Below are 14,818 nucleotides of genomic sequence, written 5' to 3' on the forward strand. Positions count from 1 at the left end.
CATTTGATGAACATAAACAAAAAATACTGCATAGAAATGCTTCAGAAAGAAAATGACAAAATATGCCTTAAATTGAAATATGAACAGATCAAACAAATTATAGGAAAAGCCGAGAAGGAAAAAATAAATAACGAAGAATTTTTTACACTTGATAATAATATAAAATTTTTAATTATCAAAAATGATTTTGTTATAAATAATTACAATCTTACAGAAGTATATCCAAAAGAAACTTTATTCGTCTGTTTTGAAGCTTATAGTACTATATTTATTGTCACTCCTATGGATGTGGCAAACACTTCTTACAAATATTTTTTTGCAGTAACAAACAATAAAGATATATTTGACAACCCAAACAATATATATAAATACTTTAAAAAAACAGTCACCAATCACTGTGAAAATCAAAATTTTATAAATCAATGTTTTAGCAAGTATTATGATATAAATAATAAAATATTCAAAAGAGAGTTTGTTGATGATAAATACAGTTTTTTAATGTATGCAAATACAAAAAATGAAAATTCTATAGTCCTTGTTAAACCTGCTAAACAAATAAATAAATATTTTTACGGAACAAGCATATATATAAAAGTATTAAAACAGCAACTCTTATCAATAATCTATATAGCCAAATTAGAGTATTTTATGAATAAGTTACAAAACAAAAACATTAAAAACATTGAAGAGTTAATAAAAACTAAAGAAAATTTCTTAGAATATATAATAGATTTTCCTAAACCAAAAAAGTCTAGCTTTGAAGATTTTGAAATAAATAAGACAATAAGACTTGCTTATGAAATAGATAGTCAGACAAATGAAGTGTTAAAATATTTTAATGAGATATTTTCTGTAAGACAAGAAAAGTTTGCCGCAAAAAACAATCGTAGAATGTTTTTGATTACAATACTTGCATCTATATTTACAGTACTTACATTCATAAGCGTCATAACAGATACTCTAACATTAAAAGATAGGTACGATTGGCCTATAAATGTTTTATCAAAAGAATATATTATTGAATATTTAAAGCAAGATAAACTCATTGATATAGATATAAATAAAACAAATTTATTAAATTACAAAATAAATCAAGAAGTTATAAGGCAATTAAATAATATAAATAAAAAATAAGATTAAAACACTTTATATTAAAATTTATATTAGTCAGTTATTTTTTATTTTGCAGCTTCTCTCTTAAAAGATTAAAAATTTCATATTTTGATTTTTCGTATTTATCTAAGATTATCGCGTCGTTTTCACCGATTGGCTGGATAAGCCCGTCAGCGGCTTCTCTATCAAGCCTTCCTCTTTTAAATTTCACGTTTAAAACCTGAATATCTCGCTTTTTATCCACAACGCGAGTACTTATCTCATCGATATCTTTAAAATAAAATTTATGATACTTAGAGCCTTTTTTCACGCCAAATCCGTCATCAAAAATTTCTATAAAACTCTCTTGAACTATCTTTTTCAAACAAAAAACGGCACATACCAAAGTCACAGCCATAGTAAAAATTCCAGATCCGCCAAGCCCGTAGTAAAAGTACCCCACAAAGCCCGCTGCAAATAGCAAAACCGACATCACAAGCGAGCCTATAGCGCCTTTTTTATTCTCTTTTATCTGCATAATCTTCCTTTTTGTTTCACAAAATTTCGCGCTCAAAAGCTAAAATTTAAAAATTATTATATCAAAACGGCTTTACAAATTTAAAGTATATAAAAACTCAAATTTAGCCGCTAAGTTAAGTTGCGCTATAATAATATCACGTTTTAAGGAGCTATTTTTAGCATTTGCACTCTAAATTTAGGAGTAAAAATGAATGCAAAATTTATAGTTTTATCTCTTTTTTTGCTACTTGCCGGTTGCGACAAGAAGGTGGACGACACGCATTTTAACGGCTATTTAGAAGGTGAATATATCCACATATCGCCTTATTTTAGCGGACGCATAGTAAAAATTCACGTAAAAGAAGGCGAGATTATTGATTCGGGCAAGTTGCTATTTGAGCTTGAAGATACTTTGCAAAAAGCGAATTTAAACATAGCTAAAGCGAATTTAGCCTCCCTTGAAGCAAAGCTTGAGGATCTAAATTTAGGCATGCGAAAAGAAGAGATCGAGCGTATCAAAGCCAAACTGCAAGAAGCCAAAGCGGCAAGTTGGCTTGCAGATAAAAATTGGCAACGAACTAAAAAACTAATAGCCAAAAACTCGGTTTCTAATAAAGAAGCAGATATCGCAAAAGCCGAATTTGAAAGAGCAAGAGCCGTAGTAAGCGAGCTTGAAGCCTCTTTAAAGATCGCAAATTTGCCCGCCAGAGCAAATCAAATAAACAGCCTAAAAGCGGACATTAATGCACTCAAAGAAGATATCAAAGCCAAAGAGTGGCAGCTAAATGAAACCAAAATTTACGCTCCAAAAGCCGGCAAGATCGAAGAAATTTTTTATAAAGAGAGCGAGTGGGCGTTAAACTCAAAGCCCGCTATACTGCTACTTCCCGTAAACGAGCTAAAAGCCAAATTTTTCGTGCCGATCGCTTATATCGGCGAGTTTAAAGAGGGACAAAAGATAAAAATCGGCTGCATTGGATGTGAAAATTTAACCGCAACCGTTAGCAAGATAGCCTCTAAGCCCGAATACACCCCGCCCATCATATACAGCGAAAACACCCAAGATACGCTTACGTATCTCGTTGAAGCCCTGCTTGATAACCCAAGCGAGTTTTTACACCCATCTCTTCCCATCAGCGTAAGGCAAAAGCGATGAGTGAGTACGCCATAGACGTGCAAGGACTCTCAAAGAGTTTTGCCGGGCGAGTCATCATGGATAAGGTCGATATCAGAGTGCGAAAGGGTAGTGTTTGCGGATTTTTAGGACCAAACGGAAGTGGCAAGACGACCACGATAAGAATGCTTTGCGGACTTTTAAAAGCCGATAGCGGAAGTGGGCAGTGTCTTGGATATGATTTTTTAACGCAGTCTGACGCCATAAGGCTAAACACGGGCTACATGACACAAAAATTCGGCTGGTACGCCGATCTAACCGTTAGAGAAAACTTAGAATTTGTAGCGAAACTTTTTAAGATCAAAAACCAAAAATTTGAGATAGATAGGACGCTTGACGAGCTTGGTCTTACAGCTAGACAAAACCAAAGTGCAGGCGCTCTCTCAGGCGGCTTAAAGCAACGCCTTGCGCTTGCGATGTGCCTTGTACATAGCCCTAAACTACTCTTGCTTGATGAGCCTACCGCAGGCGTTGATCCAAAGGCTAGAAGAGAGTTTTGGGATATCATACATCGCCTTGCAAACGACGGCGTAACGGTGCTAGTTTCAACCCACTACATGGATGAAGCCGAGCGCTGCCATGAGCTTATCTACATAGCTTACGGCAAAATTTTAGCCCAAGGCAGCGAAAATGAGATCATCTCCAAATACAAACTTGACATCTGGGATCTAAGCGGCTCGCGCGCAGCTGAAATTTCAAGGCTAATAGCCTCAAGCAGAGCGGTTCATACAGTTTCTGCCTTTGGAAACAGCTATCACATCGTAGTGCGAGATGCGAATTTGCTCCAAAGCGAGATAAAAAATCTTGGATACTCAAACGCTCAAGCAAATTTAAAGCCGATAAAAACGAGTTTGGAAGATATATTTATCCATCTTTTAAACATTTTTGAAGATGAGCGTGCGTAGGAAAAATCATGCAAAAATTCTCAATCCTTAGAATTCACGCCGTAGTTATCAAGGAATTTCGCCAAATTCTAAGAGATAAAGGCACACTAGCCCTTATCATCATCATGCCGCTTATGCTTATGCTGCTTTTTGGCTACGCGATCAACAACAATCCAAGAAATTTACCAACCGCACTTGTCATAAATTCGCAAGGAGAGCTTAGCAGATCGCTTATTAAGGCCATGCAAAACACGGGATATTTTCATATAAAGAGCGTTACGAGGGATTTAGAGCTTGCAGATGAACTGATGAGAAAAGGCAATGTGCAGTTTATTATCCACTTCCCGAATGATTTAGAACGCGATCTGACAAGAGGCTTTGTGCCAAAAATTTTAATCGACATTGACGCTACCGATCCCGCCTCATCGGCTCAGGTTTCAAGCGCGCTTATAAGAGCTTTTAACCAAGCCATCTCAAGGGATAAATTTAGCACAGAACGTCAAAACAGCGAATTTGAACTGATAGTTCATACCAAATACAACCCTGAGCTTTTAACAAGATATCAGATCATCCCGGGGCTAGTGGGCATACTTCTTACGCTTACGACTATTTTGCTGGCGGGAATTTCGATGACTAAAGAGTATGAGCGCGGCACGATGGAAAATTTGCTCGCGACACCGCTATATCCGACTGAGGTGATGCTTGGTAAAATTTTGCCCTATCTTTTTATCTCGTATCTGCAAATTTGCGTGCTTTTGTTTATCGCGCGATATCTTTTTGAGCTTCCCGTCATAACGAATTGGGGCTCTCTCATAGCCTGCTGCACTCTTTTGATGCTTGCAAATTTGGGAGTTGGATTTACTTTTAGTACACTTGCTAAAAATCAGCTTCAAGTTATGCAGATGACTTACTTTTTCTTTTTACCTTCACTGCTACTTTCGGGGTTCATGTTTCCGTTTTACGGTATGCCAAAGTGGGCGCAAATTTTAGGAGAATTCTTCCCGCTGACGCACTTTTTACGTATGATTAGAGGAATTTGGCTTAAAAATGCTCTTATAACAGACTACGTCTATGACGTGATAGCTATGTTTGTGTTTTTATGCGCTAGTACCGCTTTATCGCTGTATAGATATAAAAGAACGCTTGATTAGATTAAAGCCCGAATTTGGGCTTTAAATCATTTTTCTACGGCAAGCTTTAGGCTAACTTCAGTTTCGCTCCAAGTTTTACCTGCATGAAGAGCCTTGCACATCTACTACTTTAGCCATTATCGGCTCTTTTTTAAATATCTCTATACTCTTTGCAAAATCGGCAAATTTATCGCTTTTAGTCGATTTAAACTCAAATTTCTTACTCGGGATCGTCGCTAAATTCATTATTTTTAAAAATTTTATAAAAATCAACAAACCATAAAACAAAAGCAATTACGATCAAAGTAGCCGGCAGATGTATATAAAATCCACTCCAAGCATAGGCAAAAAACCCTCTAAAAATTCCCGCAGCCACGACCAAAACAAAAGCTATCTTGCTAAGAAGCAAAAACTCAAGCTCCTGTCCGCTATGACGAAGCCCAGCGATATTAAAGATAAGCATAATGCTAAATATCATGCCGTTAAGCGCGAGGATGTGAATCATGTTTGCTTCAAGTCCAAGACCCAAAATTCCGCTTATGCCAAAGATAGCGTAAGCAGCCGCCACAAGAAGCTGCATAAGGTAGTAAAAAACGATGAAATTATGCCTTAAAAGCTCTTTATAATGCCACTCCTTAAGCTTGGCAAACACCGCAGCACCGCAAGCTAACGCCACATAACTTATCGCGCCGCTTGATTCAAAAAACACGCTTAAAATCAAAAACACACAAACGCAACAAATGGCGATATTTTTATAGACCAAATTTGGAACAAACACAGCCTCATCCATATCGCTTTCGCGCTTTATCGCCTCGCGTCCAAGCACCATACTAACGCGAAATGATATGAGCAAAATCGCGATGATATGCAGATGAATTTGCAAATTTAAAAACTTCTCTTCACCGCTTAAAAGATAGCAAATTTCAAAGAGCAAAATTCCAAGCAAAAAGCCCATAACCCCGAATTGATCGTCGTTTTTATCAAGCCAGATCATATAAGCGCAAAGCATCACCAAATACGCCCAAAAAATCGCCATAAAAAGATGAGCAAACCACAAATTTACGAGTGAGGCAAAGAAACTAAGAGCAAAAATTCCAAACAAAATATAAGCATGAATTTTAAGCGATTTAGTAAAATTCGTCCAGTCGGTAAGGCCAGTGAGCAAAAATCCCGCATAAGCAAGCGCGCCCACAAGGTGTAAAAATATAAATTTATGAAGGCTTATAAAATCAACCGGCGCAAAAAATACAGCCCCGCCAAGTGCCGCACAAATCGCGCTTGAAAGGAAAAATATCCGCATAGGATAGGTAAAAAAATCATTAATCATAGTAAATTTTCCCCTTAAAATTCTCGTTTATCACGGCGTTTAAGTAATCAAAATTCCTATCTTCAAAGCGCTTTTCAAGCTTTAGCTTGCGCTCGATGACAGCACCCTTGCTCTCAAGGAAGCAAATTTCATCACTCATCTTAGCCGCCTCCATCCTGTCATGCGTCACAAGCACTACGCTCATGCCGTTTTTCACGCGGTCTGCGATCATCTCCATCAAAATTTCTTTCATATCATAATCAAGCCCCGAAAACGGCTCATCCATCAAAAGCAAATCAGGCTGGGTAACGATAGCGCGCACGAAGGCGACCCTTTGGCGCATTCCGCCGCTTAGCTCATCAGGATATTTTCTAGCGTCCTTTTTGCCAAGACCAAGCCTTTCAAAGTAGCTAAGCACTAGACTTTCATCAGGTTTATCCATAACCAAAAGCACGTTTTCAAGCGCGTTTTTCCACTCTAAGAGGCGGTTTTCTTGAAAAAGATAGGTCGTGCGGGCGAATTTGTTGATTATGCGCCCTTTTCTTGGCTCTATGATACCGGAAATTAGCCTAAGTATCGTGGTCTTACCGCACCCGCTTGCGCCAAAAAGAGTTATAATCTCGCCGCTTTTAACATCTAGGCTAAAATTTCTCACGACCTTATCGCGCAAAATTTCATATTCTACATTTTTAAGTTCCAGCATTATCGCTCCTTAGCGCTTCCAAGGCATGAGTGCTATCTTTAAAGGCTCGATGATTAGGTATTCAAAAAGCATGATAAGCGTGATAACAAGCACGACGTAAGCCATCACCTCGGTCGTATCAAGCATGACGCGCGCGCTTGCTATCTTTGAGCCCATTCCTTCATTCGCTCCCAAAAGCTCAGCCATAATGACTATCTTAACGCCCATCGCCACAGCCACACTCAAAGAGCTTATGATATATCCCGTAAGATGCGGGATATAAAGGTGGCGAATTTTCCTAAGAAGCCCAAGATGATATGCGTCAAACATCTCCTTTAGCTCCTCGCTAACGCTCATCATACCTACCGCCGAGCTTGCAAACGTTAGCGGCAAAACGGTTATGATGATGGTAAAGATAGTGCTAAAATTTCCAAATCCGAACCAAAATATTGCCATCACTATCCAAATGATCGGCGGCATAGCCAAAAGCACCGTTATAAGCGGCTTTAAAAGCGCGGCAAAGCTCTTATAAGCACCGGCAATAAGCCCAAGCGTGATGCCGATGATACATGCAGTTCCCACACCCACAAGCGACCTAAACAGCGTTACATCAATCTCGCTTGCTTTATATTCAAGCAGAAGCGAATAAGCCTTAAGAAAAACGACCTTTGGAGCAGGCAGCATAAATTCGCCGAATTTCTCGCTACCAAGCTGCCAAAGAGCAATCAAAAGACATATCGTGGCAAAGCCGCTAAATCCGCCCCAAAGATAATCAACCACGCGGTTTATCACCGCGCGATCCCTTTTAACGTTATCGATTAAAATCATAAAAATAGGCTCTTATCAGGCATTTTCCCGCCTAAAATTTTTGGATTTAGCTCAAACAACACTTCAAAAAAGCTCATCAGCTCATCAGTCAAATCGCTTGCTTTAGTTACAGTCAAATTTGAACGTTCAAATGCATTTGCAAGAGCGGGTTCCGGTGCAGGAAGATACTGAGCGCCGATCTTAGCTGCACTTTGTTTGTTTTGCAAAATCCACTTAAGAGCGTTTTGCAAGTCATTATGAAATACTTCAAAAACCTCTCTGTTAGCGTTATAATAATCCAAACTCACTATAAGACCTGCTTGCGGGATATATGGCTTTATGCCAAAGCTCTCGCCCCAAATTTCAGGCAGTTCAAAGCCCACGCTTACATCCACGCCCATCTTTTTACCCTTAAGTATGGCAGCCGAGCTCATAGGCTCGATGGATAGTGCAGCGTCATAGTCTTTTTGTAAAAAGAGCCCAACCGACTCAGGCGGAGTTTGCACGTAGGTGATGTCGATCTTTGAGATGTCTATGCCGCGCTTTTTGCAAATGGCGCGAAAGACGAGATCGGGCATATCGTTTTTAAAAGGCATGATAAGCTTTTTACCGACCAAATCCTCTATACTTTTTATGCTTGCGTCTTTAACAAGGACGTTTTGAAGTCCGTTTGTCATGATGTTTAGCATGCCAAATTTTATGCCTTGGTTGGCTAAATTTACGCCCACGTTACTAGGTGCGGCAGTTAGCTTCATATCTCCGCTTGCCACACCCGCGCGAAGCTGGTCGGGGTTGCTCCAAATTCGCAGTTTCATATCGTGAGTTTTATTAAGCTCTCCTTGCATAGTCGCAACCGCAAGCATAGTACTTGGGATGGCAGGCATTCCCCAAATATCAAACCTCTCTTTTGCAAACAAATCTGGGGCTAATGCCGTTACTCCAAGAGCTGCGCCTAAACCTAAGAAATTTCGTCTTTTCATCTTTTATCCTTTGTATTGATCTAAATTTTTAACTAAAATAAAGTCGTAAAAGCAAAGTATCGCGAGATGATTTTTTGAGCTTTGAAGCAAAATTAAGCAAAGCTAGGCAGATAGCCTGCTGCAGTGAAAATTTTGCAAAATCTCAAAAAAGCGCTCGCGAGACTAGCTTTTATCAAAAACTTGAGTGAAAACTCACAAACACCGTTCTGCCTGGAGCATTTACTCTCCTTGGATCAAGAGCAGCAACGTGATCGCCACTTATAAACTCCGCATACTCCTTATCAAAGATATTATTTATGCCAAATCTTAAGCCGAATTTATTTCTAAACTCAACCGCACCGTAAACGTCTATGAGCGTAAACGCTTTGGTCTCTTTGCTGTCTATGCCAAGACCTGTAGTTTTATCAAAATCGCCTCTGTTTTGCTTGGCAACATATCTAAGCGCACTGCCTAAACTAAAGCTTCCAAAGCTTGCGTAGCTTTTGTAATCAGCTGCCAAATTCGCTTCAAACGGACGAATTTGATAAAGGGCTCTGCCGTCTGTTTTGTTTTGTCCGTAGTTGTAAAAAAGCGCCGCTTTTAAGCCAAAATTTTGTAAGAAGTTATAGCTTGCGCTTAAATTTGCGCTGTAAATTTTAGCATCAACGTTTCTGGAGATAACGGCGTTTTTATTCATCGGCGCAGGAGCTTTTGAGTGCCTGCGATCATAGATGATGAGATCTTTTACGTCGCTTGCGATAAGATGAGCTTTAATCGCAAAGCTATCCTCGCCCTGCTTTGAGCTTAGGTACTCTTTGAAAAACTCGCTTTTATACTCAAGTCCCAAATTCACGCGGTTGTGGCGCTCGGGTTTTAAGAACGGATTTGATATCCAGCCGTTATCAAGCGGTCCGTAAAGGGTGTTAAAGCGCTCCATATTTGAAGGCATCCTGCTAATGCTCTCAAGTGCCGCGTAGTAAAGATCCTTTTCATTCGGGCTAAATTCGTATTTCAAACTCGCGCTTAAAGCCTTATGCTTGATGTCGCCGTCTAAATTTTCGCCGTAAATTGACTTAACCAGCCCTTTTATCGTTGAAATTTGAGGCATAGGCGCTGAGTATGCGTTGTTCGCCGCACGCAAATTCGAGCTCATCCACTCGTAGTTAAGCGCCAAATTTAGCTTGTTTGCTTCGTTAAATTTATAAGATATCTCGTCAAACACTCTCACGCTTTGGTTTTTAACATCACCGAAGCGATATCCGTTAAACACCCATTTGCCGCCCATAAATGCGTATCTTTTGCCCTCATGCAAATCACGCTGATAGCTAGTGCCTATCATGTTGTGAAAATTGCCAAAATCAGCGTCATAGCTAAGCTTAGCATCAAAAATTTTCCTCTCTACTTCGACTTTTACTTTTTGAGCCGAATTTCTTAGCTCGTAGTTGTTTGCGTTGCGGTTGATATCTCTTAGCATAAGCTCTAAATTTAGCGTATTAGCAAGGCTTTCTTCGCCAAATCTCGCGTTAAATTTAGCTATCTTGCGCTCGGTTTTAACCGCATCTGTCGGGTTGTGAGGCTCTTTTTCGTTTTCTATGTTATCACGCAAAAAAGTAAAACGAAATTCGCTTATATCGTTTGGCACAAAGCCTACTATAGCGCTTTGTCCTTGTCTTGAGTAGCCAAAATCAACTTCCTTGCCTCCGCCGTCTTTGTAACGGTTGCCCTTTGAGAAATTTGCGTTTAAGATGGTGTAGAAATTTGCCGCGCGGTATTTAAAAAGGGCTGAGCTATAAAAATCTCTACCGTAAAATCCGCCCGAAACGTGAAATTTATCCATCGAATCATCAAGCAGATCGGTCACGAAAAAATAATCATCTCTATTTGTTCGCTCAAACTGATGTGCAGGAAATGCGCCCTGAGCGATGTTTGGCATATATGGCTTAGGCGGCGCGAAATCTTTCAGCGGCGCGATATTGTCAGGATTTGCGCCGTTTGCAAAGAGTAAGCCCGCTAACGCGGCGCAACTTAAAACTACTCTCATCTTATATCCTTTTTGTGTGAAATTTATGAAAAATTTGATTTCTTTTAATTTTGATTAAGTATATCATTATTAACCAATAAAAGGCGTTGATATATATCAATGTAAAATTTGGCGACAAGCGAGATAAAAATTTGCTAAAAGTGCTTAATATACGTAGTTTGCTTGAAATTTAAAAGCTTACAAAAGAGCTAAATTTAATCCCTTTGCAAGCATTAGAATTAATAAAAAAAGTTTATTATCTGTGTGGCTATCTTTTCTTCTACAAATGGTATGATGTAGCTTGGCGAATATACGTTTTTATCGCTTTGCACATCAAGCATAGTGCGCTGTTCGCGCTCTTTTGTAGTGATTGAAACGCTAACGGTTGCTTTATAGATGTAGTGGCGAGTGTTGTAGTAATCATCATAAAAAGGATCGCCAAACACTATGCCAACACCGGCTGAGCTCCTGCGTCCAAATGAGCCAAAGCCGTAGCCTAAATTTATAAAGACATTCGGATCTTTTCGCTCCACTCTCTCAAGCATCATAAAATCCCCAAGTATAACTATATCGGCGCGCTTTTTATCAGCTACCGGCACGAAGCCTTTGTTTACAAATTTCTTTTTGACCGTCTCTTCAAGAGTGTTTTGATGGCCTGATGAGTTTTTAAAATTTATAAAAACCGTTCTATTTGCATCTAAATTTGTGATAAACACAGGCGCACTTGAGTTTAGATATAGCTTTGGAGTGCTATTTGTGCTGCAAGCCGCAAAGAAAAAAGCCATAAACAAAAGGAGTAAAATTTGAAGATACCTCATCGCAAATCCTTTTTATCTGATTTTAGACAAATTATAACTCGCTGCGATTAATGAAAGATAAAATGAAAGCTAAATTTTAGAGGATAAAAAGAGAAGAAAAAGGGGCGAATTTGCCCCTTAAATTTAGATAGAAAAGCCTGTATTGCGAAGTGTGACACGTTTGCGATACACGTTTGCAACTTCGGTTGCATCTCCAACCAAAAGAGCATTTGTCGCACAAACAGCCGCACACATAGGCACTTTACCCTCTGCGATACGGTTTTGTCCGTATAGTTCGCGCTCATCATGTGAATTTGTAGGAGCAGGACCGCCTGCACACATTGTACATTTATCCATCTCGCCTTTGATACCAAACGCTCCGTCTCTTGGAAACTGCGGCGCACCAAACGGACATGCATACAAGCAGTATCCGCAGCCGATACATTTGTTTTTATCGTGAAGAACGATACCGTCCTCACGGATATAAAAGCAGTCCACAGGACAAACCTGCTCGCAAGGAGCGTCGGTGCAGTGTTGGCATGCAATGGTTGTTGAAACCTCTTTGCCTTCAACGCCGTCGTATAGCGTGATAACCTTACGGCGATATACACCTACAGGAACTTCATGAGCAGAAGAGCAAGCAACTTGACATCCAAAACAACTTATACATCTATCGTTATCTACGAAAAATTTCATTCTTGCCATTACCTACTCCTTACTTCGCTATTTCATCTAAGAAATTGGTTTTAAAGCCCATATCATCAGCTTTTTCCAATCTACACAAGCCTGCGTTATACTCTGAAATTTGAGTTACCGGGTCAAATCCGTAGTTTGTTATGGTATTTGAGCTTTCTCCTGTCGTATAAGGCTTAGTTCCCTCAGGATAGCGGTGACTTAGATCAACACCTTGCATAACTCCTGCGAAGTTATAAGGCAAACAAATTCTATCAGGCGTAACGCTATGATTGTGATAGCATCTTACTTTAATCTTTGTGCCTTGAGGCGAATGAATCCACATCATATCCTTATCTTGGATACCATATTTAAGAGCTAGCTCCGGATTAACATAGGCAAACATCTCAGGCGTAATAGCCGCTAGATATTTACTTGTTCTCTCTAGCATTCCGGCACCGCTCAAGTTTACTAGGCGCATTGAGCTGATAATAGTTGGGAAGTTCTTGCTCCAATCTTGCTCTTGTTGTTCTGATTTAAATTTAACCGCAACACGGAAATTCTTCTTTTGATCATCAATAGCAGGATATTTTTGAACCAAATCCCATCTTGGCGAGTGTAGAGGCTCGCGATGTTTTGGAATTTTATCGATAAATTCCCATACAAATGCACGCGCTCTTGCATTACCAAATGGAGCAACGCCTGCCTCACGGCATTTTTGATTAATAATACCGCTATAATCCATCATCCAGTTGGCACCCATCTTAGATTTTTCTTCCTCTGTTAGAGTGATGCCAAGAACTGTTTCGATATTCTCTTTTGTAATTTGAGGATATCCGCCTTTTACCTTAGAACCCTTTAACTGAACAGCTTCAGAAGCTATTTGACTAACCCCATTATGCTCTAAACCAAAGCGATTTCTAAATCCGCATCCGCCCTCTACATAAGGCTTACTTAGGTCGTAAAGTATTGGTGTTCCAGGATGTTGCTTATCCCAACATGGCCACGGCAAGCTGTAATACTCGCCCTTAACTTCTCCGCCTATACCTATCAAGGTATCAGGGTCGAAATTCTCCCAGTTTTGTTGATGTTTTCTTAAGCGCTCAGGTTGCCATCCTTGAAGGCCGATAGATTGCCCCATTCTAGCAAGCTCTCTTGTAGCATCGTCAGGCCATATAAAGCTATCTTTTACCACCTCAAGATTATCATTCATTCTAAGAGATTTTGTATACTCATCATAAAATCCCCATTTTTTTGCAAATTCAAACATAACCTCTTGGTCTGGCTTACTCTCGTATAGCGGATCTACGACCTTTGTTCTCCATTGCGCAGCACGGTTAGTCGCAACAACTATACCTTCGTTTTCAAACTGAGTCGCAACAGGAAGGATGTAAATTCCATCTTTTCTATCACTAAGAATAGCAACTTCGTTTACAAAAGGCTCTGCTATAACAAGCATATCTAGTTTATCGATAGCCTCTTGAATTTTAGATAGGTGAGCCATAGAGGTAATTCCCGTTCCTTGAACCCAAAGAACTTTTAGCTCGCCGCTTGTAAAGGTATCTTCCTCTTTTAAAACACCTTGCCACCATTTAGATAGCGACCAACCTTTTTCATTTCTCCAGTTTCTATCTTCAGGGTTTTTAGGATCGTGATAGAAGTACTCCTCAAATTTCGTTCCTTTAACAGGAGCACCGCCTTGCTTAGGCTCTTTGGTAGATACCGCAAAGCGTTTTACGAAATCATCAAATTCTACGCCCCAACCTTTACAGAAGTGCTTCCAAGCCGCATCTCCAAGACCATAATATGTAGGAAGAGAATCCGCCAAATTACCCATATCTGTAGCACCTTGAACGTTGTCATGTCCACGAATGATTTGACATCCGCCGCCAGATTTTCCTGCGTTACCAAGCACTAATTGAAGAATAGGGAAAATTCTCGTATTAGAGCTACCTATTGAGTGTTGTGTAAGTCCCAAAGACCAAGCAACAGCGGCAGGCTTTGTAGTAGCAAAGATTCTAGTTACCTGGATTAGCTGATCAGCCGGCACTCCCGTAACGTCTTCAACAACCTCAGGTGTCCAGTGCTCTGCTTCTTTACGGATTTCATCCATTCCGTAAGTTCTATCGCCTATATACTCTTTATCTTCCCATCCGTTTTTAAATATAAGATGTAGCATACCGTAAGCAAACGCTATATCGGTTCCCGGTCTTACTCTCACATAGTGATCGGCTTTGGCAGCTGTTTTAGTAAAGATCGGATCAACAACTATTAATTTTGCATTATTTCTATCTTTGGCTTGAAGGAAGTGCTTCATGCCTCCAACAGGGTTTGCAACAGCAGAGTTTGCTCCTACAACCATAATAGCCTTAGAATTCGCTGCAATATCTCCAAAGTGGTTTGTCATAGCGCCATAACCCCAAGTATTCGCCGCTCCGGCGACTGATGCGCTGTGTCAAATACGTGCAACGTGATCTATATTGTTTGTACCCCAAAATGCCGCAAATTTTCTAAAATAGAAAGATTGCTCGTTGCTAAATTTTGCCGAACCTAAAAACTCAACACAGTCAGGTCCATGTTTTTTACGAATTTCAAGCATCTTATCGCCGATTTCGTTAACAGCTGTCTCCCAGCTAATGCGCTCCCATTTGCCGTTAACTTTCTTCATCGGATATTTGATGCGTTGTTTACTCTTTGTAAGATCGATCTGATCGATTCCTTTGCAGCAGTGGCTACCTTGTGATATCGGGTGATACATAGCCATATCTTGGCGTAT

Annotated in this window: 14 protein-coding genes; 4 read left to right on the forward strand and 10 right to left on the reverse strand. The window is 39.8% G+C overall.

Annotated features, from left to right (window positions below):
• Window positions 1–6 precede the first annotated feature (6 nt).
• Window positions 7–1,134 carry a hypothetical protein gene (locus CDOM16190_RS07520; RefSeq protein WP_170019771.1) on the forward strand — a complete coding sequence of 376 codons (1,128 nt, stop codon included), beginning with the start codon at window positions 7–9 and terminating at the stop codon, window positions 1,132–1,134.
• Between the two features lie 37 nt (window positions 1,135–1,171).
• Here CDOM16190_RS07520 and CDOM16190_RS07525 read toward each other — a convergent pair whose 3' ends face one another.
• Window positions 1,172–1,630: a molybdate transport repressor gene (locus CDOM16190_RS07525; protein WP_170019773.1), complete on the reverse strand. Its 459-nt coding sequence runs from the start codon at window positions 1,628–1,630 to the stop codon at window positions 1,172–1,174.
• A 189-nt stretch (window positions 1,631–1,819) separates the two neighbouring features.
• On the opposite strand from CDOM16190_RS07525, the gene CDOM16190_RS07530 reads away from it, so the two are divergent.
• The 3 genes from CDOM16190_RS07530 to CDOM16190_RS07540 are packed head-to-tail and all read left to right on the forward strand — an operon-like array spanning window position 1,820 to window position 4,820.
• Window positions 1,820–2,767: an HlyD family secretion protein gene (locus tag CDOM16190_RS07530; protein WP_170019775.1), complete on the forward strand. Its 948-nt coding sequence runs from the start codon at window positions 1,820–1,822 to the stop codon at window positions 2,765–2,767.
• Window positions 2,764–3,690, forward strand: coding sequence for an ABC transporter ATP-binding protein (locus CDOM16190_RS07535; RefSeq protein WP_170019777.1), 927 nt, complete (start codon window positions 2,764–2,766; stop codon window positions 3,688–3,690). Before CDOM16190_RS07530 ends, CDOM16190_RS07535 begins: the two co-directional genes overlap by 4 nt.
• A gap of 8 nt (window positions 3,691–3,698) precedes the next feature.
• Complete coding sequence (locus tag CDOM16190_RS07540) at window positions 3,699–4,820, forward strand: ABC transporter permease (RefSeq protein WP_170019779.1); 1,122 nt, start codon at window positions 3,699–3,701, stop codon at window positions 4,818–4,820.
• Window positions 4,821–4,895: 75 nt separating this feature from the next.
• On the opposite strand, the gene CDOM16190_RS07545 is transcribed toward CDOM16190_RS07540, so the two are convergent.
• From CDOM16190_RS07545 to CDOM16190_RS07585, 9 genes are all read right to left on the reverse strand, one after another.
• Window positions 4,896–5,045 (reverse strand): hypothetical protein, encoded by a 150-nt coding sequence (locus CDOM16190_RS07545; protein WP_170019781.1) that lies wholly within the window; start codon window positions 5,043–5,045, stop codon window positions 4,896–4,898.
• On the reverse strand, window positions 5,020–6,126 hold the full coding sequence (locus tag CDOM16190_RS07550) for an NnrS family protein (RefSeq protein ID WP_170019783.1): 1,107 nt from the start codon (window positions 6,124–6,126) through the stop codon (window positions 5,020–5,022). The genes CDOM16190_RS07545 and CDOM16190_RS07550 overlap by 26 nt, the downstream gene beginning before the upstream one ends.
• Complete coding sequence (locus CDOM16190_RS07555) at window positions 6,119–6,808, reverse strand: ABC transporter ATP-binding protein (protein ID WP_170019785.1); 690 nt, start codon at window positions 6,806–6,808, stop codon at window positions 6,119–6,121. Before CDOM16190_RS07555 ends, CDOM16190_RS07550 begins: the two co-directional genes overlap by 8 nt.
• A gap of 9 nt (window positions 6,809–6,817) precedes the next feature.
• Window positions 6,818–7,615, reverse strand: a complete 798-nt coding sequence (locus CDOM16190_RS07560; RefSeq protein ID WP_170019787.1) for an ABC transporter permease — start codon at window positions 7,613–7,615, stop codon at window positions 6,818–6,820.
• On the reverse strand, window positions 7,612–8,574 hold the full coding sequence (locus tag CDOM16190_RS07565) for an ABC transporter substrate-binding protein (protein WP_170019789.1): 963 nt from the start codon (window positions 8,572–8,574) through the stop codon (window positions 7,612–7,614). Before CDOM16190_RS07565 ends, CDOM16190_RS07560 begins: the two co-directional genes overlap by 4 nt.
• A 172-nt stretch (window positions 8,575–8,746) precedes the next feature.
• On the reverse strand, window positions 8,747–10,594 hold the full coding sequence (locus CDOM16190_RS07570; protein WP_170019791.1) for a TonB-dependent receptor domain-containing protein: 1,848 nt from the start codon (window positions 10,592–10,594) through the stop codon (window positions 8,747–8,749).
• A 218-nt stretch (window positions 10,595–10,812) separates the two neighbouring features.
• On the reverse strand, window positions 10,813–11,391 hold the full coding sequence (traT, locus tag CDOM16190_RS07575) for a complement resistance protein TraT (RefSeq protein WP_170019793.1): 579 nt from the start codon (window positions 11,389–11,391) through the stop codon (window positions 10,813–10,815).
• A 123-nt stretch (window positions 11,392–11,514) separates the two neighbouring features.
• The gene (fdh3B, locus tag CDOM16190_RS07580; protein WP_169975562.1) at window positions 11,515–12,075 is read right to left on the reverse strand and encodes a formate dehydrogenase FDH3 subunit beta; all 561 of its coding nucleotides are present in this window, start codon (window positions 12,073–12,075) and stop codon (window positions 11,515–11,517) included.
• Between the two features lie 10 nt (window positions 12,076–12,085).
• Window positions 12,086–14,806 carry a formate dehydrogenase subunit alpha gene (locus CDOM16190_RS07585; RefSeq protein ID WP_502707519.1) on the reverse strand — a complete coding sequence of 907 codons (2,721 nt, stop codon included), beginning with the start codon at window positions 14,804–14,806 and terminating at the stop codon, window positions 12,086–12,088.
• Window positions 14,807–14,818: the final 12 nt, after the last annotated feature.

Source organism: Campylobacter sp. RM16190 (genome assembly GCF_012978835.1).
In the GTDB taxonomy this organism is placed as follows: domain Bacteria; phylum Campylobacterota; class Campylobacteria; order Campylobacterales; family Campylobacteraceae; genus Campylobacter_A.